The organism is Micromonospora sp. C97, assembly GCF_018070385.1.
Lineage (GTDB): Bacteria > Actinomycetota > Actinomycetes > Mycobacteriales > Micromonosporaceae > Micromonospora > Micromonospora parva.
The window spans coordinates 21,083-42,783 of the sequence record NZ_JAGPXU010000039.1 but is presented as its reverse complement, the minus strand read 5'-3'; the positions used below and the strand labels follow the sequence as shown (position 1 = coordinate 42,783).

Here is a 21,701-nt window from a genome sequence, read left to right as displayed (position 1 = left end):
ATCCTCCCACGAACCACGCCCGTACGCGGTCAGCGGCCGGAGCACGCGCGCCGCACCGTGGGACGGCGCAGGCGTGTCGAGCGCCCGCGCGGCGGCCGATACTAGGCTCGATCACACCGGCAGCATCCCCGCCGGGGTCCACCAGGTCCGCGCCCCACAAGGACGCACACCACAGTAGGAGCCAACCATGGGCGTATTCGCCAGCACCGACGACCCGGGATCGACAGGTCACGAACAGGTCGTGTTCTGCCAGGACAAGCAGAGCGGCCTGAAGGCGATCATCGGGATCTACTCCACCGCGCTGGGCCCGGCGCTCGGCGGCACCCGCTTCTACCCGTACGCGAGCGAGGACGAGGCCCTCGCCGACGTGCTGGACCTGTCCCGTGGGATGGCGTACAAGAACGCGCTCGCCGGGCTGGACCTGGGCGGCGGCAAGGCGGTCATCTGGGGCGACCCGGAGCAGATCAAGAGCGAGGCGCTGCTGCGTGCGTACGGCCGCTTCGTGGAGTCGCTGGGTGGCCGCTACTACACCGCCTGCGACGTCGGCACCTACGTGGCGGACATGGACGTCGTGGCCCGCGAGACCCGGTACGTGACCGGGCGCAGCGTGGAGCACGGCGGGGCCGGTGACTCGTCGATCCTCACCGCCTGGGGTGTCTTCCAGGGGATGCGCGCCGCGGCCGAGCACGTGTGGGGCACCCCGAGCCTGCGCGGCCGGCGGGTCGGCGTGGCCGGCCTGGGCAAGGTCGGCAAGTACCTCACCGGGCACCTGCTGGAGGACGGCGCCGAGGTGGTCGCCACCGACGTCAACCCGAAGGCGCTGACGTGGGTGCGCACCAACCACCCGCAGGTCACCCTCGTCGACGACTCCAGCGCGCTGGTCGCCGCGGATCTCGACGTGTACGCACCGTGCGCGCTGGGCGGCGCCCTGAACGACGACACCGTGCCGGCGTTGCGCGCCAAGGTGGTGACCGGAGCGGCGAACAACCAACTCGCTCACCCGGGCATCGAAAAGCTGCTGGCCGACCGGGGCATCCTCTACACCCCGGACTACGTGGTCAACGCGGGCGGCGTCATCCAGGTGGCCGACGAGATCGAGGGCTTCAACTTCGAGCGGGCGAAGCTGCGGGCGACCCGGATCTACGACACCACCCGCGAGATCCTGCACCTGGCTGACGCGGAGGGCGTGCCGCCGGCGGTGGCCGCCGACCGGCTGGCCGAGCGGCGGATGGCGGACGTCGGCCGGCTGCGCGCCATCCACCTGCGCTGAGGCTTCCCGGAGGCGGATCGACGAGATCCGCCTCCGGGCCCCGGCTGCCGGCATGGCTGGGTAAGCTGAGCCCGGGTCAATTTTGATGCGGTTTGTCCGGTGTCACGGGCGCTAACCGTTCCGCTCCTTACCCGGTACACTGGGTGACGGCCGGATCGACGCGACGCGCAGAGCCGGCTGACGGTAACCCGAGGTGCCGAACGTTGGCATCCCCATGTACCGTAAGAGCCACGAGAGATGCCTGACGTCATCGGGGCCCGCCTTCGGGCTGCCCCGCATTCTGTGCGAGGGGGTCGAGCCATGGGGCGCGGCCGTGCTAAGGCCAAGCAGACTAAGGTGGCGCGGGAGTTGAAGTACCACTCCCCGAACACCGACCTCACCGCCTTGCAGCGCGAACTGGCGGGTGCTGGTAAGTCTGAGCACCACTTCGACGACGACTCTAAAGAGTTCGTCGACGACGATGATGAGGATCACGCGGACGACGATCCGGATCCCTGGGTCCGTCCGACCCGCTGACCTCTCGACGCAGCTGAGCACGCGGTAACCCCCGCGTGCTCACGCACGTCCTGTGCAGGTGCAGTCGCCGACGATCAGGGGCCTGGCCCGACCGGAGCCATCCGGCCGCTCGACAGGCCCCTGACAACGGCTCCCCTCAGCGCGGGCGGTTGTTCCAGTTGTAGAACGTCGGGATGTTCTCGAAGTGGTTCCATGCGCAGACCGCGCTGGAGCCGTCTCCGCCCGACACCTCCGCGCGCAGCCGCCGTGCGTCCTCGGCCTCCTGGAGCAGCGCGACCAGCGCGGGACCCGCGTCCCGCACCCGTTTGGTCACTCCGTCGTCCGCTTCGTGCTCAGGCCGCCGGTGCCTGGTGATCTCGGGCATGCTCCAACACTCCCTCCAATAGGCGGATCTTGCTGTTGCGGCAGTGCTCGGTCTCCGTACCGTCGAAACGCCCCAGCTCGAAGTAGCGGTTGGCGGCGTGACCACCGCCGCAGAAACCGAAGTACGGGCAGGACGTCCGACACGCCTCCACCCCGGCCAGGAACTCCCTCACCCACGGCGTTGCCGCCGCGTCGCCGAGGATCTGCGCCAACGGGGTCGTCAGCACGTTGCCGCTGCTGAAGTCGCCGTAACGGGGATCGGTGAAGCCGGCCAGCTCGGGCGACAGCACGATCACCGAGCCGTCGTGACCGATCGTCGGGATCGGGTCCAGTTGCCGGGGCAGCAGCCCGTCCGCCGAGTTGTCGAGCACCGCCGCGGCGTAGCGCAACGACCACTCGATCTCGCGGAGGTGGATCCGGGGCTCCCGGCGCCACGCCCCGACCAGCTCCGCCCAGAACGCCGACACCGCCAACGGGTCGTGGCGGTTGTCGCGGGTGTTGACACCCTCGGTCTCCTCGATGTTGATGCCCAGCACGTCGCAGCCCAACTCAAGGAAGTAGTCGTACAGCTCGGTGGCGAGCCCCGGCTCCGGGCGGGACACCACCGCCAGCGCGGAGAAGGGCAGACCGCGCCGGCGCAGCGCCGCGATGCCGTGCAGGATCCGGTCGTACGCCGGCTGACCGCCCCGGTTGACCCGGTCGCCGTTGCGCGCCCGGGGCCCATCGACGCTCACGCTCACCCGCATCTCGTGCCGGACGAAGAAGTCACACCAGTCGTCGTCGATGAGGGTGGCGTTGGTCTGCACATGGTGCTCGACCTCGGGCCCGAACGGCGCGATCAGATCGGCCAGGTGCTCCCGACCGGCGGCCAGTGGCTCGCCGCCATGCCACACCACCGAGAAGCGACCGGTCGCCGCCCACGGGTTCACCGCTGCCGCGACCGCCTCGGCCACCGCCACCGGCATCCGGCGGTCGGCCGCCCGAAACGGCAGGTAGCAGTACGCGCAGTCGAGGTTGCAGAGGGTCGTGGGCTGCATCACGACGTACGACGGGACGGCGGCCAGACCGCGCATCCCGCTGAACGACTGTCCCCGAGCAGCCATCGCCCTCCTCCGCCTAGCCTGAGGGTGCCCTTCAGGCTAGGCGGCATTGGCCACTCGGGTGAAGCCCTGATCAGGTGCCCGTACGATCACCGGAGGGTGATCATCCTCGGGTGTGCTGACCCACCATCTGCACGTTGCCGGTGCCCTCGATGATCTCGCCGGCCTGCCACGCCTCGACGCCACGGCCGGTCAGGGTGGCCAGCGCGCGGTCGGCGTCCTCGGCCGACACGATCGCGAACATGCCGACGCCCATGTTGAAGGTCGACTCCATGTCCTGGTCGTCGATCCGGCCCTTCGTCTGGATCAGATCGAAGATCGGCTGCGGCTTCCAGGTGGACCGGTTGACCACCGCGTCGACGTTCTCGGGCAGCACCCGGACCAGGTTGCCGGGGATGCCGCCACCGGTGATGTGGGACAGCGCCCGCACCTCGGCCTCGGCGATCAGCTTGAGGCAGTCCTTGGCGTAGATCTTGGTCGGGGTGAGCAGCTCCTCACCGAGGGTCCGCTGCCGACCGAAGTCGTCGATCACGATGTCCAGACGCATCCGGGCCGCGCCGAGCAGCACGTGCCGGACCAGCGAGTATCCGTTGGAGTGCAGGCCGGAGGAGCGCATGGCGATCACCACGTCGCCCACCTCGACCCGCTCGGGGCTGAGGATGTCGGCTTCCTCGACCACACCCACACCGGTCGCGGAGATGTCGTACTCGTCCGGGCGCAGGACGCCGGGGTGCTCGGCGGTCTCCCCGCCCAGCAGCGCGCAGCCGGCGTAACGGCAGCCGTCCGCGATGCCCGCGCCGATCTCGGCGACCTTGTCCGGAACGACCTCACCGGTGGCGATGTAGTCGAGCAGGAACAGCGGCTCGGCGCCGCAGGCCACCAGGTCGTCGACGACCATCGCGACCAGGTCGATGCCGACCGTGTCGTGAATGTCCATCTGCTGGGCGATCACCAGCTTGGTGCCCACCCCGTCGGTGGAGGACGCCAGGATCGGGCTCTTGTACTTCTTCGTGTCCAGCCGGAACAGGCCGGCGAAGCCACCGAGGTCACCGAGCACCTCGGGGCGACGGGTCTGCCGGACCTTCGACTTGAGCAGCTCCACCGCGCGGTCACCCGCGTCGATGGAGACGCCGGCGTCGGCGTACGAGACCGAGCGTTTGCGCGCTTGGCGGCCTGCGCCGCCCGTCCACGGCTGGCGGTCGCCGCCGGCGCCGGTCGGGCTGCTTCCTGCGCCGCTGCGCTCGGACACGTGCGTCACGGTTCTCCCCTTTGGTTCTCGGTGCCGCCGGCGGTAGCCGGGCCGCGCCGGTTGGTGCTACGGGCGGTTTGCGGTAACGCCACCCGGAGTGGCGACGGACGAGCCGTTGGTGGGCAGGGCCTCCGGCGTCGAGTTGGCGACGCGTCGGCCCACCCCTTCGAGCACGTGCTTTCCGATCAGGTTGCCGGCCGGCAGCTCGATCGGGTACTCCCCATCGAAACACGCCCGACACAACCGGGTCTTCGGCTGCTCGGTCGCGGCGATCAGGCCAGGAAGGGAAACGAAGCCCAGCGTGTCGGCGCCGATGGAGCGCCGGATGCCGTCGTTGTCCAACCCGTTGGCCAGCAGCTCCGCCCGGGTGGCGAAGTCGATGCCGTAAAAGCACGGCCAGCTCACCGGTGGGGAGGAGATCCGGACGTGCACCTCCAGCGCACCCGCCTCACGCAGCATCCGCACGATGGCGCGCTGGGTGTTGCCGCGCACGATCGAGTCGTCCACGACCACCAGGCGCTTGCCGCGGACGTTCTCCCGCAAGGGGTTGAGCTTGAGCCGGATGCCGAGCTGACGCAGGGTCTGCGACGGCTGAATGAAGGTACGACCCACGTACGGGTTCTTCATCAGGCCGGCACCGTAGGTGATGCCGGACGCCTCCGCGTAACCGATCGCGGCGGGAGTGCCCGACTCGGGCACCGGGATCACCAGGTCAGCCTCGACCGGGTGCTCCTTGGCGAGCTGCCGGCCGATCTGCACCCGCGCCGCATGGATGTTGCGCCCGGCGATCGTGGCGTCCGGGCGGGCGATGTAGACGTACTCGAAGAGGCAGCCCTTCGGCTCCGGCGCGGCGAACCGCGTCGAGCGCAGGCCGTTCTCGTCGATCGCGATCAGCTCGCCCGGCTCGACCTCGCGCACCACGCTGGCACCGACGATGTCCAGCGCGGCCGTCTCGCTGGCGACCACCCAGCCGCGCTCCAGGCGGCCGAGCACCAGCGGGCGGACACCGTGGGCGTCGCGGGCCGCGTAGAGGGTCGACTCGTCCATGAAGACGAAGCTGAACGCGCCGCGCAGCTGCGGCAGCACCTCCATGGCCGCCGCCTCGACCGACAGATCCGGTCGGCTGGCCAGCAGCATCGTCACGAGGGAGGTGTCGTTCGTCGAACCGTCCGCGACGAGGCCGCGCTCGGCGACCTCCTTCTCCAGCTCGGCGGTGTTGACCAGGTTGCCGTTGTGGGCCAGCGCGATGGTCGTCCCGGAGGTGGTCGACCGGATCGTCGGCTGGGCGTTCTCCCAGTTCGACGCGCCGGTGGTGGAGTATCGCGCGTGCCCGATCGCCAGGTGACCGCGCAGGCTCGCCAGGGTGGGCTCGTCGAAGACCTGCGCCACCAGGCCGAGGTCCTTGTAGACCACCACGCCGGAACCGTCGCTCACCGCGATGCCCGCCGCCTCCTGGCCGCGGTGCTGCAGGGCGTAGAGGCCGAAATAGGTCAGATTGGCGACCTCTTCGCCGGGGGCCCAGACGCCGAAGACGCCGCAGGCATCCTGGGGGCCAGGTCGTTGGGGATCAAGGTCGTGGCTCAGCCGGCCGTCGCCTCGGGGCACCTACCGCTCCCTCATGCTGGGTCTGGACCGGGCCGGGCGGGGATCACGGGCGGATCCACACTCCTCTGCCGGGACCACTGTCGTCGCCTGACAGTGTACGCGAATCGCAGTCAGTACAGATAGTCACGATTTCCCTGCTGAGCGTCACGCTGAGTGGGACATCCGGACGACTAGAGGGGCAGATACGCCGACAGGTCCGCGCGGTTGCCGCTCATCTGCACGCGACCGTCGGTGACCGCCTCCGCCCAGCCAACCCTGCCGGTCGCCAGCTCCAACCAGGTGTTCGGGGCCATCTCGACCACGTTTGGTGGGTTTCCTCTGGTGTGTCGAGGCCCCGGTACGCACTGGATCGCCCCGTATGGTGGTACGCGCACCTCCACCGATCGGCCGGGGGCGCGCTCCGCGAGGACGGCCAACAACGACCGGACCGCCTCGCGGAACACCGGCCGTTCGGGTGTACGCCCCTCGTCGAGCGCCGACAACGCGGCCGTAACGGCAGCGGACTTACTGTGCGGAGAGGACACGACGGGACGATACGACCCCCGGGCCAGAGACGCGACGCTGGCCCTGGGTCGCGCTCATGCAGTCGGACAAGGCATAGTTGCCGACGGCGTATTCGTACCGTGATGATCCCCGGCCCGGCGCCCCGCCGGTCAGAGGGAAGTCAGCCCGGAAGGCGGTGGACGTGTCAACACACCGACGTGCCTGGAAGCAGCGGGCCGGTGTGGTCGTAGCGCTGGTTGCCGGCGCTCTGCTCGCCGTCCCCGCCACACCGGCCATGGCCGCTGATGTCGAAGTCTCCCCCGGCTCGATCACCGTGAACGCCGGCAGCGATGCCACGATCACTGTGCGCGTCACTCCGGGTAACGGCGACGACAAGGCGACGATCAGCCTCGCCGGCCTGCCTTCGGGCGTTCGGTGCGCCAGCGGTTGTGGCGAGATTGATCTTCCGGGCCTGGGCAATCAGCCGAGGTCGCAGCTGGTCCGGATCGCGGCCAACGACAACGCTGGTGACGCGACCGCCACCGTCACGGTGGCCGTCGAGGCCGACTCCGGCCCGGACACCGCCACCGTCTCGCTGACCGTGAAGGGCAAGGCCGCTCCGCCGCCGCCGCCGCAGAACCAGACCGTGCGGTCGATCTCCGGCAAGGTGATCTCGCAGGCGGACAGCAAGGCGGTCGCGAACGCGGTGGTCATGCTGCGTGACAGCACCGGCCGGCAGCTCGACACCACCAGCAACGGCAGCGGCGACTTCCGCTTCACCGGCACCACCGACAAGCCGATCGCACCCGGCCGGATCGATCTCGGCGCCAGCTTCGACAACGTGGTGGCCACCAAGACCATCAACGCCGCCGCCGGGCAGGCCGTCACCGGGCAACGGATCAGCCTCGCGATCAGGGTCGAGGTGACGCCCAGCGCCACCCCGTCCGCCACCCCCGAGGCCACTCCGAGCGATGAGCCGGTCGAGGAGGGCACCGAGGAGGAGGAACCCACCGAGGAGCCCAGCCAGGGTGCTCCGGCGAACGCCGCGAACACCGAGGACAGCGGCGGCATCGGCTCGTACCTCATCATCCTGCTCGGTGGTCTCCTGGTCGCCGCCGGTGTCGGCACGATCGTGCTGCTCTGGATGAAGCGCCGCGAGAACGGCGACGACGACGCTCCGGACGCCGCCGGTGGCGGCGGTGTGGTGCCGCCCTCGCGGGGCGGATTCCGCGGTGCCGACGACCAGACCCGGGTGGTCGGCGGTCGTCCCGGCGGTGGGCCGGACCCGACGATGGTCGGCGGCGCGGCGCTGAGCGAGGCCCCGACGATGATGCACCGCCCGGTGGTCGACGACGTTCCGCCGGACCCGTACGGCGCGCCCGCGCAGGCGTACGGCGGCGCGGGCCAGCAGGGCTGGGGCGGTGCCGGCTACGGCGACGAGCCAGCGCCCGGTGGTTACGGTGCCGGCGGCTACGGCAACGCGCCCGCTTCGGGTGGCGGCTACGGCGCTCCCGGCCCGGAGGGCGGCTACGGCGCCGGTGCGGCCGGTGACGGTTACGGTGCCGCGCCCGGTTCCGGTGCCGGCTACGGCGGCGCGCCCGCCTCTGGCGGCGGCTACGGCAATGCCCCGGCCTCCGGTGGCGGCTACGGCAGTCGTGACTACGACGCCCCGGGCGGCACCGCCGCCTACCCGCCGGCTCCCGCTGGCGGAGCGGCCTACGGCGAGCGGTTCGACGAGCCGACCGGCCGGTACACCGGCGACAGCACCCAGTACCCGGCCCCGGCCGACCCGTACGCCACCGGCGTCTACCAGCCAGATCAGGGGCAGGCGTACGGCCAGCCCGATCCCGCCCCGTACGGTGGTCGCGCCGCTGAGCCGACCGCGGGGTACGGCGGCCCGGAGGCTGGCGGGTACGACCAGGGTGGCTACGGCCAACCGGCCGGCGGGTACGACCAGGGCGGCAGCTACGGCCAGGAGCCTCCGGCGCAGCGCGGCGGCGGCTACGACGACCGTGGCTACGACCAGGGCGGCTATGGCCAGCCCGCCGGCGGGTACGACCAGGGCGGCAGCTACGGCCAGGAGCCTCCGGCGCAGCGCGGCGGCGGCTACGACGACCGTGGCTACGACCAGGGCGGCTACGGCCAACCCGCCGGGCGGAACCGACCGGACACCCCGCCGCCGACCGAGCGCGGCGGTCGCCGCCTCGACTGGCTGGACGACTGACCCCACCACAGCGCAGCGAAACGGCCACCCGGAGATCCGGGTGGCCGTTTCGTCGTGGCAGACGGCGGCCGCCGTCCCAGGACCTACCCTGCTCCTGCTCCAGGCCGGCTGTTGCAGCGCCCCTGCTCAGCAGTAGATCCACTCGCGTTTCAGGGAGTCGGGGTGTCCCACCGACCCGGACACCCCGATTTTCTGAAACGCGAGTCGATCATCGCCGGCAGCAGACGACCGGTGCGGGCGGGGCCACGGCGTAGCCGACGTCGGCGGACGAGGCCTAGCCGGCGGGGGGGGTAGGCGTCAGGCCTAGCCGACGTCGGCGGACGGCAGGCCTGGCTGGCGGGCGACCGGCCTCGCCGGCTCGCTCAGGCAGCGGAGAAGACGCCCTGGTGGAGCACCGGCACCACGTCCGACACGCCGATCTGGACGGCAACCTCCACGTCCGCGGCGAAGCCGGTCTCGGTCAACTCCCGCCCGGAGACGCTGCCCCGCACGGCGGCGGGCACATCCGGGGTGCTCGCCAGCGCGGCGAGCGCCATGGCCGCCTCCACCGACAGCCCACCCGGTACGCCGGAGAGGGCGTCCAGCACCGACGCGGCACCGAGTTGGTCCTCCACCGACGGGCGCAGCGACCCGTCCGGCCACTGCTCCCCCGAGGCGATCACGCCGATCGGGGCGTCCACAGTGCCGTACCCCTGGCGGCGCAGCCAACCCCCGACGGCGCGTGCGTTGCGCAGGCACGCCGCGACCACCGGCAGGCCGGTGGCGCTGGCGGCGGCGCTGATGGCGGAGCCGTTCGGCGAGGGCAGCACGAGGTCCGCCACCACGGGTGCGGTGCTCAGCGCGGCGGGCGAGAGCGACCACGGATGGTCCGGGGTCGTCTGCCGCCGCCCGACGGCAGCGGTCGCGCCGACCCGGACGGCGTACTCGGCGGCCTGCTCACCCCAGGGGAACGGGTGCACCCGCATGCCCCGGGCGACCGCCACCTCCACGGTGGTGGTGAACGACAGAACGTCCACCACCACCAGCGCCGCGCAGACCCGACCGAGCTCGGCCGCCCCGGTCAGCCCCCAGTCGAACCGGGCACCGGATCCGGGTTGGCCGTAGACAGCGGCCGTCAACGCCTCAGCGCTCGTCGGTCGACGGCTCGGTGACACCGGGGTCAGACTCGGACGCCGCAGCGGGCTGTTCTGATCCGATCGGCTCGACCGCCCCGGTCTCCGGGGACGGGCCCGACGAGGCGATCGGCTCGGAGACCACCTCGGCCGCGTCGACCGGCTCGGCCGGCTCGCCCGGCAGCGGAACAGCCTCGACCGCACCCGCCACACCGGCGGCCGGCGCGGGCACCTCGACGGCCGCCGAACCCCCGAAGAGGCGCGGCAACGTCTCGGTGTGCGCGGCGCGCAGCTCGTCCAGGCCGATCCGGAACTGGCCGTGCACCTCAAGCGCCCCACCGGACGGGTCGGTGACGCCGATCAGCTCGAACGGCACGCCCCGCTCGGCGCAGAGCGCCGCGAACGCCTTGTCGTGGCCACGCGGCACCGACACCAGCGCCCGCGTGGCGGACTCGCTGAACAGGTAGACGAACGGCATGGATCCCTCGGCGAACTGCTCCGGCACCGCGATCCGGGCACCGACCCCCCGCCGCAGGCAGGACTCGACCAGGCTCTGGGCGAGGCCACCGTCGGAGAGGTCGTGTGCCGAGCTGAGGTGACCGACGCGGGCCGCCTCGGCCAGCAGCTCGGCGAGCGCCTTCTCCCGCGCGAGGTCGACCTGCGGCGGGATGCCGCCGAGGTGCTCGTGCGTCACCCAGGCCCACTCCGAGCCGGACAGCTCCACGTTCGTCTCGCCGAGCAGGTAGAGCTGGTCGTGGTCGCCACCGGCGCGCGGCACGAAGCCCATCGGCACCCGATCGGCGACGTTGTCCAGCACACCGAGCACGCCGACCACCGGGGTCGGGTGGATGGCCGCTGCACCGGTCTGGTTGTAGAAGCTGACGTTGCCGCCGGTCACCGGGATGCCCAGCTCCAGGCAGCCGTCCGCCAGACCGCGCACGGCCTCGGCGAACTGCCACATCACGCCCGGGTCCTCGGGGGAGCCGAAGTTGAGGCAGTTGGTCACGGCGATCGGCTTCGCGCCGGTCACCGCCACGTTCCGGTACGCCTCGGCCAGGGCCAGCTTGGTGCCGTTGTACGGGTCCAGTCGGGCGTAGCGGCCGTTGCCGTCCACCGACAGCGCCACGCCGAGACCGGTCCGCTCGTCGATCCGGATCACGCCGCCGTCCTCCGGCTGGGCGAGCACTGTGTTGCCCAGCACGTAGCGGTCGTACTGCTCGGTGACCCAGGTCTTGTCGGCCAGGTTCGGCGACGCGATCATGCGCAGCACGGTCTCCCGCAGCGCCTCCGGGTCGGCCGGGCGGGGCAGCGTCTCGGCGCGGTCGGCCTGGAGCAGGATCAGGTCGGCGGGCTCCCGCATCGGGCGGGCGTAGACCGGGCCGTCGTCGACGAGCGAACCCGGCGGCACGTCGACGACCAGGTGGTCCTGCCAGGTGATCAGCAGTCGACCCGGGCGGCCGTCCGGCTCCGGTGCGGTGACCTCACCGATGGCGGTGGCGAGGACGCCCCACTTCTCGCAGGTCTTGAGCACCGCGTCGAGCTTGTCCGGCTCGACGACCAGCAGCATCCGCTCCTGCGACTCGCTGGCGAGGATCTCGTGCGGGTCCATGGAAGGCTCGCGCAGCGGGACCCGCTCCAGCCAGACCCGCATGCCGGTGCCGGCAGCGGCGGCGGTCTCGGTGAGCGCGCAGGTCAGGCCGGCGCCGCCGAGGTCCTGGATGCCGACGACCAGTTGGCCGTCGTACAGCTCGAGGCACGCCTCGATGAGCAGCTTCTCGGTGAACGGGTCACCGACCTGCACGGCGGGGCGGCGGGCCTCGCTGCCCTCGTCGAAGGTGGCGCTGGCCAGCACCGAGACGCCGCCGATGCCGTCGCGGCCGGTCTTGGCGCCCATCAGCACGACAACGTTGCCCGGCCCGGCGGCCGCCTTGTTCTGCAACCGGTTGACCGGCAGCACGCCCAGGCAGAGCGCGTTGAGCAGCGGATTGCCCTGGTAGGAGGGGTCGAAGACCAGCTCGCCACCGATGTTGGGCAGGCCCAGGCAGTTGCCGTAGCCGCCGACGCCGGCGACCACACCGGTGAGCACCCGGGCGGTGTCCGGGTGGTCCGCGGCACCGAAGCGCAGCGGGTCCATCACGGCGACCGGGCGGGCACCCATGGCGAGGATGTCGCGGACGATGCCGCCGACGCCGGTCGCCGCACCCTGGTACGGCTCGACGAAGCTCGGGTGGTTGTGCGACTCGACCTTGAAGGTCACCGCCAGCTCGTCGGAGACCTGCACGACGCCGGCGTTCTCACCGATGCCGGCGAGCAGCCGGTCGCTCTGCGGGGCCTTCTCGCCGAACTGGCGCAGGTGCACCTTGCTCGACTTGTAGGAGCAGTGCTCGCTCCACATGATCGAGTACATCGCCAGCTCGGACTGCGTGGGCCGGCGGCCGAGGATCTGCCGGATCCGGTCGTACTCGTCGTCGCGCAGGCCCAGCTCGGTGTACGGCTGAAGCTCGCCCGGGGTGCCACCGGCGCGCGGCACGGTGTCCACGCCCTCGGCCCAGACTGCGGTGGCCGGCTGGGCGGGAGCGGTCGCGGGCGCGACCGGCTGGGCCGGGCTCGGCTCGGTCGGCTGCGCCGGTGCGGAGTACGCCTCCGGTGTGTCCCGTACCGGGTCCGGATGGGTGGTCATGACCTCTCCTCGCTGCGCTCGGGCCCGCCAGGCCGGCGGTTGAGCTGACCGATGATCATGCTGGTGCCCCGACCAGGTGCTTGAGGGCCGACGTGAAGAAGCCGAGACCGTCCAGCGAAGGGCCAGTGAGCGCCTCCACCGCGTGCTCGGGGTGCGGCATGATGCCGACCACGTTGCCGGCGGCGTTGGTGATCGCGGCGATGTCGCGCTGGGACCCGTTGGGGTTGCCACCGATGTAGCGGGCGACCACCCGGCCCTCGGCTTCGAGCTGGTCCAGCGTCGCGGTGTCCGCGACGTAGCAGCCCTCGCCGTTCTTGACCGGGATGAGCACCTCCTGGCCGGGCTGGAACGCGTTGGTCCACGCCGTCCCGACCGACTCGATGCGCAGGACCTGGTCCCGGTTGCGGAAGTGCAGGTGCTGGTTGCGGGTGAGCGCGCCGGGAAGCAGGTGCGCCTCGCAGAGGATCTGGAAGCCGTTGCAGATGCCGAGCACCGGCAGACCGCCCCGGGCGGCGTCCACGATCGTCTCCATCACCGGGGCGAACCGGGCGATGGCACCGCACCGCAGGTAGTCACCGTAGGAGAACCCGCCGGGCAGGACGACCGCGTCGACCCCGTGCAGCTGCGGGTCACCGTGCCAGAGCCGGACCGGCTCAGCGCCAGCGATCCGGACGGCCCGGGCCGCGTCCCCGTCGTCGAGCGAGCCGGGGAAGGTGACCACACCGACCCGGGCGGTCACGAGCGGGCATCCGCGGTCTCGTCGGCCTCGACCAGGCGGACGGTGAAGTCCTCGATGACCGGGTTGGCGAGCAGTTTGTCGGCAATTTCCCGAGCGCGGTCCAGGTCCGGTTCACCGGTGAACTCGATCTCGATCCGCCTGCCGATCCGAACCGAGGCGACGTCACTGACGCCGAGCCGGGGCAGCGCGTTTGCGACGGCCTGGCCCTGCGGATCGAGGATCTCGGGCTTGAGCATGACGTCGACGACGACGCGAGGCACTGGGCACTCCTGACTGTGTACGCAGTTGGGTGCCGACCCACAATGGGCGAGCGCAGCCAGCGTACCTGGCAGATATCGCCGCGGGCGCACCGGCCGGCTGGAGTTCAGGCAGTGCTCAACACTATCGGCGCCCAGGGTGGCCCGTCAGGCGCTACAGGTGGCCTCAGCAGGACATATACGGCGCTGCGGGTGGCTGAATCGTTACATTGATCAAACTCGATCAGGTCCTTGATAATGATCGCGGCGGGACCTACTGTACATCGACGTAGGTCGATTCATGCGTCCACGGGAATCCCCGTTGCCGCCCCATCCGCACCCGGCGACCCCGGGTCCGCCCCGCCCAAGGAGTCCACCCGATGCGCATCCGCCCCCTGCTCGCCGTCCTCAGCACCGCACTGGTCGGCGCCCTCGGCGTCACGTCCGCAGCGTCCGCCGCCCCGGTCAGTCCACTCATCATCGGCGGCAGCACCGTCTCGTCCGCGCCCTGGGCCGCCGCGGTGCTCAGCAACGGCTCGTTCACCTGCTCCGGCAGCGTCATCGCCGCGCAGTGGGTGCTCACCGCCCGGCACTGCATCAGCGGCACCATGTCGGTGCGCATCGGAAGCGTGAACCGCACCTCCGGCGGGGTCACCCGCACGGTCAGCGCCACCTACACCCGCTACGACCTCGCGCTCATGCGGCTCTCCAGCACCGTCAGCACCTCGGCGGTGAGCCTGGCCAGCAGCAACCCGCCGATCAACTCGACGAACTCGATCTACGGCTGGGGCATGACCTGCTACAGCGGCTGCTCGGCGTCCACCCAGCTGAAGACCGCCAGCGTCCGGGTGACCAGTAACAGCGTCACCGACGCGTACGGCGGCCAGGCGATCCGCAGCACCCGGATCAACGGCAACGCCTGGCGCGGTGACTCCGGCGGCCCGCAGTTCTACAACGGCCAGCAGGTCGGCGTCGCCTCCACCGCCGACGGGTCGAGCATCCAGAACTACGGCAGTGTTGCGTACAACCGGGCCTGGATCACCTCGGTGGCCGGTGTCTGACGGTTAGCGCCCGGCGCGGCGCGGATGGTCGGCCACGTGCCGGCCGTCCGCGCCGCGCTGTTTTGCAGCATCCGATCAGGTGAACAATGCACACGATCGGGTCGCGCCACTCCTGACAGCATCGGAAACGTGCTGGTCGTGACGACAGAGCAACTGCCCGGCTACGAGATCCGCCAGATTCTCGGTGAGGTGGTGTCATCGATGGCCAGGACGCGCAACCCGTACCGCGAGGGGGTCAAGAACCTGCGCGGCGGCGCGTACGACCCGATGGCCCCGGACAACCTGACCCGGTGGCGCACCGACTCGGTGGCCCGCCTCGGCGAGGAGGCCCTGCGGCTCGGCGCGAACGCGGTGATCGGCATGCGATTCGACAGCCGGGACTGCGGCGAGATGTGGATGGAGATCTGCGCGTACGGGACGGCCGTGGTCGCCGTACCCAAGATGCCCGAGGTCATGCCGGCCGACCAGCCGGCGGTCGCCGCGGAGACCGCGGAGCCGGCGGGCTTCACCGGATCTCCCGGCGGCATCGCCGAACCCGCCAGCGCCCCCAACCTGAGAACCGCCGCCGAAACCCCGACCGGCGACTGACACCCGGCCCACCCTGCCCTGTTGATCAAGAGGTTTCGGTCACCAGGGAGATCGAAGTTGACGCAAACCTCTTGATCACCACGAGAGGATGGGGGGCTGGGGTTAGAGGATGGGGGGTGGGCTGTAGGTCGCGGCGTCGGGGTGGGTTTGCACCACCTTGGTGATCCGGCGGGTCACCGCTGCTACCTGGGCCTGGGCGGCACCGACGAAGGCGTTGCGGTCGGCGACCAGGGTGTCGATGTCGGCGCGGGACAGGCCGAGCCGGCCGTCCGCCGCCAGGCGGTCGAAGAGGTCGTTCTCCGGTGCGCCCTTCTCGCGCATCGCCAGCGCCACCGCCACCGCGTGCTCCTTGATCACCTCGTGGGCGACCTCCCGGCCGACGCCCCGACGGACCGCCGCGACCAGGATCTTCGTGGTGGCCAGGAAGGGCAGGAACCGCTCCAGCTCCCGGTTGATCACCGCCGGGTACGCGCCGAACTCGTCGAGCACGGTGAGGAACGTCTGGAACAGCCCGTCGGCGGCGAAGAACGCGTCCGGCAACGCCACCCGGCGGACCACCGAGCAGGACACGTCCCCCTCGTTCCACTGGTCACCGGCCAACTCGCCGACCATCGACAGGTAACCCCGGATGATCACGGCGAAGCCGTTCACCCGCTCCGACGAGCGGGTGTTCATCTTGTGCGGCATCGCGCTCGAACCGACCTGACCCGGCTTGAAGCCCTCGGTCGCCAGCTCCTGGCCGACCATCAACCGGATCGTGGTGGCCAGCGACGACGGCGCGGCGGCGGTCTGTGCCAGCGCGGCCAGCACGTCGAAGTCGAGTGAACGCGGATAGACCTGCCCGACACTGTCCAGCACCCGGGAGAACCCCAGGTGCTCGGCGACCCGCCGCTCCAACTCGGCCACCTTGTCGGCGTCGCCGTCGAAGAGGTCGAGCTGGTCGGCTGCCGTGCCGACCGGTCCCTTGATCCCCCGCAGCGGGTAGCGGGCGATCAGCTCCTCCAGCCGGTCGTACGCGATCAGCAGCTCCTCCGCCGCCGACGCGAAGCGCTTGCCCAGCGTGGTGGCCTGGGCGGCGACGTTGTGCGAACGGCCGGTCATCACCAGCTCGGAGTGCTCGTACGCCAGGAAGGCGAGCCGGGCCAGGGTGGCCACCACCCGGTCGCGGATCAGCTCCAGCGAGGCGCGCACCTGTAGCTGCTCGACGTTCTCGGTGAGGTCCCGGGAGGTCATCCCCTTGTGCACGTGCTCGTGCCCGGCGAGCGCGCTGAACTCCTCGATCCGGGCCTTCACGTCGTGCCGGGTGACCCGCTCCCGCTGCGCGATCGAGGCGAGGTCGACCTGGTCGAGCACCCGCTCGTACGCCTCGACCACGCCGTCCGGCACCGGCACGCCCAGGTCGCGCTGGGCGCGGAGCACGGCGAGCCAGAGCCGCCGCTCCATCCGGACCTTCTCCTCCGGGGACCAGAGGGCTGCCAGTTCGGGCGAGGCGTACCGGTTGGCCAGCACGTTGGGGATCGTCGTCACGTACCTCATTGTCCCGCACCCGCTGGTGGACGCCGGGACCGGGCCGGGGGTGCTCAGGTCGTCACTGGCGGTTCAGCTCGTAGACGGTGACCGGGCCGGCGACCAGCCGGACCTGCGCCAACCCGGCCAGCTCCGCCGACACCGCGCCCGCCCGGCTGTCGGCGAAGAGCCACCGGACCCCGTGCTCGGTGCGGAGCCGGTCCAGGTCCGCCCGGGTCGGCCTGCTGAACACCCCGTCGTTGAGCGCGAGCAACGCCTGATCGGGGAAGCTCTGTCGGGCGTACCCGAGGTTCTCGACGCCGTGCGCGGCCACCACCTCGTCGGTGTAGCCCCAGCTCTCCACCACCGTGCGGTGCCCGCCCAGGCCGGTCACCCAGAACGCGCGGGCGTCGCAGTGCGGGGTGGTCCGCACCGGCCGACAGTGCACGTTGGTGGCGACCACGTCGTCGTCGGCGGCGTTGTCGTCCAGCCACAGCGCCGCGCGCATCTCGTCGGCGGTCAGCGCGTACGCCTGCGGCACGGTCGCCGGCACCGGCTCGGTCAGCACCGAACGGACGGTCCCGCCCACGACGACGGCGGCGCTGGCACCGAGCATCGCCGCGGTCACCCCGGCCAGGGCGATCGCCGCCGCCCGCCGACGACCCGCCGGGGCTGCCCGCCCCGGGACCGACGACGGGACGCGGCGCCGCCACAGGGCGGCCACCCCGACGGCGAGCGCGGCGGCCACCGCCACGAACAGCACGTACCGGGCCGCCGAGAGACCCAGCACCCGCAGCCAGCCCTCGACGGTCGAGGTGGTGGGGGTGCCGGGACGGCTGATCCTCGGCACGGCGAAGCCCACCACCGTGCCGGCCGTGGCGAGCCCCGCCAGCGCGCCGGCCACGGCGGGCACCACCAGCACCGGCCAGGGCGCCCGCGCCTGGGCGAGGGACCAGGTGGTCAGCACGACACCGACCGGGATGACCCCCATCCAGAAGTAGATCTGACTGATCGACGGGTGCTGGAACACCCAGGTGGCTCCCGCCCCGGCCAGTACCGTGCCGGCGAGCAGCCAGACGGCCGGATCGGCCCGGTGCCCACCGTCGACGAGCAGGCCCATGCCCACCCACCGGGGCGTCTGACCCAGCACCCACCAGGCGACCACGGCGAACGCCAGCAGCCAGCCGAGAACACCGCCGTCGTTGATGCCCGGCGGCAGCGGCGCGCTCGGCCAGATTCCGTCACCCGTGCCGAGGGTCTCCGCGTACGGGGCGATGAAGTGCAGCAACGCCAACGCCTGCACGCGCAAGGTGCCCGCCCCGCCACCGGCGAACAGCCGGAAACCGAGCGCCATCGCCGCCACCAGGCAGGCCAGCGCCACCAGTGCCGGTCGGGGGACCTGTCGCCTGCGCCACCAGAACACGACGACGGTGAGACCCAGGCCGGCGATCAGCGGCGGCACCGCGCTGGACTTCGCCCCGGCACAGACCAGCCCGAGCACCGGAACCAGCGGCCAGGCCGCGCCGAGGGACCGCCCCCGGGCCACGTCGACGACCAGCCCGGCGAGCAGCAGCAGCGGCACCAGCGCGTACGTCTGGGAAGGGCTGGCGTATGACAGTGGCATCTCGCCGGATACGCCGACTGGCGAGCCGAGCGTGACAGTGCTCCCGGTGAAGGCGGCGAGGGCGGCCACCGGACCGGCCCAGACGGCCCCGCTCAGGTCGCGGGCGAGCCCGGCCGCGAGCAGCACCGCCGTACCGATCACCGGCACCAGCCAGAGTCGCAGCAGCACCACCGCCGGCGAGATTCCGGTGATCATGCTGCCGCTGGCGATGTGCGCGTCGGACAGGTAGTGGTAGCGCAGCGCCTCCCCGGCGACGTGCGGCAACTCGAACGGCATCGCCCGGGTCAGCTCCTGCACCAGACCCAGGTGGTAGAGCACGTCCTGGTAGTAGCTGCCGTACACCGGCGGCAGCGGAACCATCCGCCACTGGGTGTAGCCCCAGGCCAGCACCAGCAGCAGCGCCGCTCCCATCCCCCAGTGCCAGGCCAGCGGCAGTGGACGGCGCCCGCCGACCCGCCAGTGCCGGCGCAGCCGGGGGACGGCGGCGAACGCGACGAGGACGGGCAGCGGCCACCACCGCAACAGGGACTGCTGACCGGTCGCGGCGGCCAACGCCCAGGCGATGATCTCCAACAGCAGGCCGGTGGCCGCGCCGTAGCCGAGGTCCTCCGGGAGGTTGCCCCGGCTGCCGCGCAGCGCGCGGTGCACCAGGGTCCCGGGAAGCACCAACGCGAGGACCCAGTACGCGCCGAACCGCGCGACGTCCAGGGTGGGCACGCCGCCGCGCGACCAGGCCACGAGCAGCGCGGCGATCACCAGCGCCCACGGGAGCGTGCTGAGCAGCGGCACGAGAACGGTCCGGCGCGACGTCGGGGTCGGGGTGTCGATCCGCTCGGCCACCAGGGTGTCAGCCACGGACGCCGACCACCGAATCGAAGCTCGGCGTACGGTCGTCGCCCCGTGCGACGGGCTTCGCACCCGCGGGCTCATCCCGCTCGTCCCGGGAGTCGAACCCGATGTGGAACGCGGGCCGGTTCTGCACCGTGGCGTAGATCCGGCCGACGTAGTCACCCAACAGGCCGAGGCAGATCAACTGCACCCCACTGAGCAGCAGCACCGCGACGAACATCGACGTCCAGCCGGGGATGGTGGCGCCGGAGACGTGCACGACCATGCCGAACACGATCAGCGCGAGGCAGAGCAGGAAGCTGGACATCCCCAGCCAGGTGGCCAGGCGCAGCGGCGCGGCGGAGAAGTTCGCGGTGCTCTCCCAGGCCAGGGCCATCATCCGGCGCAGCGGATACTTCGTCTCGCCGGCGGCGCGGGCCTCCCGGTCGTAGCGCACCTCGGCGCTGGGGAAGCCGAGCGACGGCACCAGCAGCCGATAGACCGGGGCGCGTTCGGGCAACCGGCGCAGCACCTCGATCACGTCCCGGCTGAGCAACCGGAAGTCGCCGGCCTGCGCGGGCAGGTCGACGCCGACGAGCCGGCGCATCGCCCAGTAGTAGCCGCGGGCGGTGTTGCGCTTGAACATCGTGTCGGTGCTGCGGTCGGCGCGAACGCCGTAGACGACATCCACCCCGTCCTCGCGGGCCACCCGGAGCATCTCGGCGATGGTCTCCGGCGGATCCTGGAGATCGGCGTCGAGGCTGACCACCCACTGGCCGACGGCCCGGTGCAGGCCGGCGGTCAACGCCGCCTGGTGGCCACTGTTGCGCCGCAGCCGGAGCACCCGCAGTTGCGGCCACTCCCGGCCGTGGTCGAAGAGCGCCGACACGGTGTCGTCCCGGCTGCCGTCGTCGACGGCGACCACCTCGTAGTCGACGGCGAGCGCGTCGAGCACCGGTCGCAGCCGGGCGACCAGCGCTGGGATGACCGCAGCCTCGTTGAACATCGGGATGACCACCGAGAGGGTGGTCGTCCGGCTGAGGGCTGACTCCACGGTGACACGCCCCGTTCCGCACGCAGGAGTGAGCAGTTCCCGCGCCGGGAGCGCGGCAACGATCACGATCGCGTGGTAAACCCTCGGCCAGCGGACCAACTCCTGAACGGTCCGTTAACGCCCGCCGGCAGGCGTCCCGATAAGGGACGGACCGTGCGTTCAGCGCTCCAGGATGGCTGTCACGCCCTGACCGCCGGCGGCGCAGATGGAGATCAGCCCGCGTCCGCTGCCCTTCTCGGCCAGCAGTTTGGCCAGTGTGGCAACGATCCGCCCGCCGGTGGCGGCGAACGGGTGCCCGGCAGCCAGCGACGAGCCGTTGACGTTGAGCCGGTCGGTGTCGACCGCGCCCAGCGGCGCGTCCAGGCCGAGCCGGTCCTTGCAGAACTCCGGCGACTCCCAGGCGGCGAGGGTGGCCAGCACCTGCGACGCGAACGCCTCGTGGATCTCGTAGTAGTCGAAGTCCTGCAACGTCAGGCCGGCGCGGGCCAGCATCCGGGGGACCGCGTACGCGGGTGCCATCAGCAGGCCCTCGTCGCCGTGGACGAAGTCCACAGCCGCCGTCTCCGACCAGCTGAACCAGGCCAGCACCGGCAGGTTGTGCGCCGCCGCCCACTCCTCGCTGGCCAGCAGCACAGTGGATGCGCCGTCGGTGAGGGGCGACGAGTTGCCGGCGGTCATGGTGGCGTGCTCGGCGTCCGGGCCACGGGTGCCGAAGACCGGCTTGAGCGAGCCGAGCTTCTCCACGCTGGTGTCCGGGCGCAGGTTCGCGTCGCGGGTCAGCCCCAGGTACGGCGTCATCAGGTCGTCGAAGAAGCCCCTGTCGTACGCGGCGGCGAGCCGCTGGTGCGAGCGCAGCGCCAGCTCGTCCTGGGATCGCCTGTCGATCTGCCACCGCACTGCGGTTCGGGCGGCGTGCTCACCCATGGACAGGCCGGTACGCGGCTCGGCGTTGCGCGGGATGTCCGGCTTGAACGGCTGGAGCGGGCGCAGCTTCGCCGCGATCTTGAGCCGTTCGCCCAGGGTGCGGGCGCTGTTGAGCTTGAGCAGCGTGCGGCGCATCTCCTCGTTGACGGCGAGCGGGGCGTCGGAGGTGGTGTCCACGCCGCCGGCGATGCCCACGTCGAGCTGGCCGAGGGCGATCTTGTTGGCGACCAGGATCGTCGCCTCCAGGCCGGTGCCGCACGCCTGCTGGATGTCGTACGCCGGGGTGTGCGGGTCGAGCCGGGAGCCGAGGACGACCTCGCGGGTGAGGTTGAAGTCGCGGGAGTGCTTGAGCACCGCTCCGGTCACCACCTCGCCGACCCGCTGCCCGGCCAGGCCGTAGCGGGCGACCAGGCCGTCGAGCGCCGCGCCGAGCAGGTCGGCGTTCGACGCGTCCGCGTAGCGGGAGTTGGAACGGGCGAAGGGGATGCGGTTGCCCCCGATGACCGCGACCCGCCGGATGCTCTGCACGATCCGCCTCC

General features: G+C 71.6%; 18 protein-coding genes. 5 read left to right on the top strand and 13 right to left on the bottom strand.

Going from position 1 to position 21,701, the window contains the following annotated elements:
- Positions 1-187 precede the first annotated feature (187 nt).
- Together KBX26_RS30330 and KBX26_RS30325 are read left to right on the top strand one after the other, a co-directional pair.
- Positions 188-1,270, top strand: a complete 1,083-nt coding sequence (locus KBX26_RS30330) for a Glu/Leu/Phe/Val dehydrogenase dimerization domain-containing protein (protein WP_030332208.1) — start codon at positions 188-190, stop codon at positions 1,268-1,270.
- 300 nt (positions 1,271-1,570) lie between these two features.
- Positions 1,571-1,786: a DUF3073 domain-containing protein gene (locus KBX26_RS30325; protein WP_030332207.1), complete on the top strand. Its 216-nt coding sequence runs from the start codon at positions 1,571-1,573 to the stop codon at positions 1,784-1,786.
- Between the two features lie 136 nt (positions 1,787-1,922).
- On the opposite strand, the gene amcA is transcribed toward KBX26_RS30325, so the two are convergent.
- The 5 genes from amcA to KBX26_RS30300 form a co-directional block, all read right to left on the bottom strand.
- Complete coding sequence (amcA, locus tag KBX26_RS30320; protein ID WP_030332206.1) at positions 1,923-2,150, bottom strand: multiple cyclophane-containing RiPP AmcA; 228 nt, start codon at positions 2,148-2,150, stop codon at positions 1,923-1,925.
- Positions 2,119-3,222, bottom strand: a complete 1,104-nt coding sequence (gene amcB, locus KBX26_RS30315; RefSeq protein ID WP_307857945.1) for a cyclophane-forming radical SAM peptide maturase AmcB — start codon at positions 3,220-3,222, stop codon at positions 2,119-2,121. Before amcB ends, amcA begins: the two co-directional genes overlap by 32 nt.
- 130 nt (positions 3,223-3,352) lie before the next feature.
- A complete protein-coding gene (purM, locus tag KBX26_RS30310) occupies positions 3,353-4,507 on the bottom strand; it encodes a phosphoribosylformylglycinamidine cyclo-ligase (RefSeq protein WP_030332204.1) in 1,155 nt (384 codons plus the stop codon).
- Between the two features lie 57 nt (positions 4,508-4,564).
- Complete coding sequence (gene purF, locus KBX26_RS30305) at positions 4,565-6,103, bottom strand: amidophosphoribosyltransferase (RefSeq protein ID WP_210858206.1); 1,539 nt, start codon at positions 6,101-6,103, stop codon at positions 4,565-4,567.
- Between the two features lie 170 nt (positions 6,104-6,273).
- On the bottom strand, positions 6,274-6,627 hold the full coding sequence (locus tag KBX26_RS30300; protein ID WP_030332202.1) for a sterol carrier family protein: 354 nt from the start codon (positions 6,625-6,627) through the stop codon (positions 6,274-6,276).
- Between the two features lie 161 nt (positions 6,628-6,788).
- On the opposite strand from KBX26_RS30300, the gene KBX26_RS30295 reads away from it, so the two are divergent.
- Positions 6,789-8,810: a hypothetical protein gene (locus tag KBX26_RS30295; RefSeq protein ID WP_210866971.1), complete on the top strand. Its 2,022-nt coding sequence runs from the start codon at positions 6,789-6,791 to the stop codon at positions 8,808-8,810.
- 362 nt (positions 8,811-9,172) lie between these two features.
- On the opposite strand, the gene KBX26_RS30290 is transcribed toward KBX26_RS30295, so the two are convergent.
- The 4 genes from KBX26_RS30290 to purS are packed head-to-tail and all read right to left on the bottom strand — an operon-like array spanning position 9,173 to position 13,601.
- Positions 9,173-9,928: a 2-phosphosulfolactate phosphatase gene (locus KBX26_RS30290; RefSeq protein ID WP_210863906.1), complete on the bottom strand. Its 756-nt coding sequence runs from the start codon at positions 9,926-9,928 to the stop codon at positions 9,173-9,175.
- Positions 9,929-9,932: 4 nt separating this feature from the next.
- Positions 9,933-12,602, bottom strand: coding sequence for a phosphoribosylformylglycinamidine synthase subunit PurL (purL, locus tag KBX26_RS30285; RefSeq protein WP_210866970.1), 2,670 nt, complete (start codon positions 12,600-12,602; stop codon positions 9,933-9,935).
- A gap of 55 nt (positions 12,603-12,657) precedes the next feature.
- Positions 12,658-13,341, bottom strand: coding sequence for a phosphoribosylformylglycinamidine synthase subunit PurQ (gene purQ / locus KBX26_RS30280; RefSeq protein WP_210866969.1), 684 nt, complete (start codon positions 13,339-13,341; stop codon positions 12,658-12,660).
- Entirely contained in the window at positions 13,338-13,601 is a 264-nt protein-coding gene (gene purS / locus KBX26_RS30275) for a phosphoribosylformylglycinamidine synthase subunit PurS (protein WP_030332194.1), read from the bottom strand. The genes purQ and purS overlap by 4 nt, the downstream gene beginning before the upstream one ends.
- Positions 13,602-13,957: 356 nt before the next feature.
- Between purS and KBX26_RS30270 the strand changes: the two genes are divergently transcribed.
- The gene (locus KBX26_RS30270; RefSeq protein WP_210866968.1) at positions 13,958-14,638 is read left to right on the top strand and encodes a trypsin-like serine protease; all 681 of its coding nucleotides are present in this window, start codon (positions 13,958-13,960) and stop codon (positions 14,636-14,638) included.
- A gap of 24 nt (positions 14,639-14,662) precedes the next feature.
- Entirely contained in the window at positions 14,663-15,226 is a 564-nt protein-coding gene (locus KBX26_RS30265) for a YbjQ family protein (protein ID WP_081883826.1), read from the top strand.
- 102 nt (positions 15,227-15,328) lie between these two features.
- On the opposite strand, the gene purB is transcribed toward KBX26_RS30265, so the two are convergent.
- The 4 genes from purB to KBX26_RS30245 all read right to left on the bottom strand — a co-directional run bounded on the left by purB (position 15,329) and on the right by KBX26_RS30245 (position 21,690).
- Positions 15,329-16,753 carry an adenylosuccinate lyase gene (gene purB, locus KBX26_RS30260; protein WP_030332189.1) on the bottom strand — a complete coding sequence of 475 codons (1,425 nt, stop codon included), beginning with the start codon at positions 16,751-16,753 and terminating at the stop codon, positions 15,329-15,331.
- A gap of 61 nt (positions 16,754-16,814) precedes the next feature.
- Complete coding sequence (locus KBX26_RS30255; RefSeq protein WP_210866967.1) at positions 16,815-19,211, bottom strand: hypothetical protein; 2,397 nt, start codon at positions 19,209-19,211, stop codon at positions 16,815-16,817.
- Positions 19,204-20,238, bottom strand: a complete 1,035-nt coding sequence (locus tag KBX26_RS30250; RefSeq protein ID WP_307857943.1) for a glycosyltransferase family 2 protein — start codon at positions 20,236-20,238, stop codon at positions 19,204-19,206. Before KBX26_RS30250 ends, KBX26_RS30255 begins: the two co-directional genes overlap by 8 nt.
- A gap of 159 nt (positions 20,239-20,397) precedes the next feature.
- Positions 20,398-21,690: an acetyl-CoA C-acetyltransferase gene (locus KBX26_RS30245; RefSeq protein ID WP_210862532.1), complete on the bottom strand. Its 1,293-nt coding sequence runs from the start codon at positions 21,688-21,690 to the stop codon at positions 20,398-20,400.
- Between the last annotated feature and the right edge of the window lie 11 nt (positions 21,691-21,701).

Coding starts and splice junctions, on each gene's coding strand:
- KBX26_RS30330 (WP_030332208.1), top strand. CDS start 188: ATGGGCGTATTCGCCAGCACCGACGACCCGGGATCGACAGGTCACGAA.
- KBX26_RS30270 (WP_210866968.1), top strand. CDS start 13,958: ATGCGCATCCGCCCCCTGCTCGCCGTCCTCAGCACCGCACTGGTCGGC.
- KBX26_RS30265 (WP_081883826.1), top strand. CDS start 14,663: ATGGTCGGCCACGTGCCGGCCGTCCGCGCCGCGCTGTTTTGCAGCATC.
- KBX26_RS30325 (WP_030332207.1), top strand. CDS start 1,571: ATGGGGCGCGGCCGTGCTAAGGCCAAGCAGACTAAGGTGGCGCGGGAG.
- amcA (WP_030332206.1), bottom strand. CDS start 2,150: ATGCCCGAGATCACCAGGCACCGGCGGCCTGAGCACGAAGCGGACGAC.
- purL (WP_210866970.1), bottom strand. CDS start 12,602: ATGACCACCCATCCGGACCCGGTACGGGACACACCGGAGGCGTACTCC.
- amcB (WP_307857945.1), bottom strand. CDS start 3,222: ATGCGCGGTCTGGCCGCCGTCCCGTCGTACGTCGTGATGCAGCCCACG.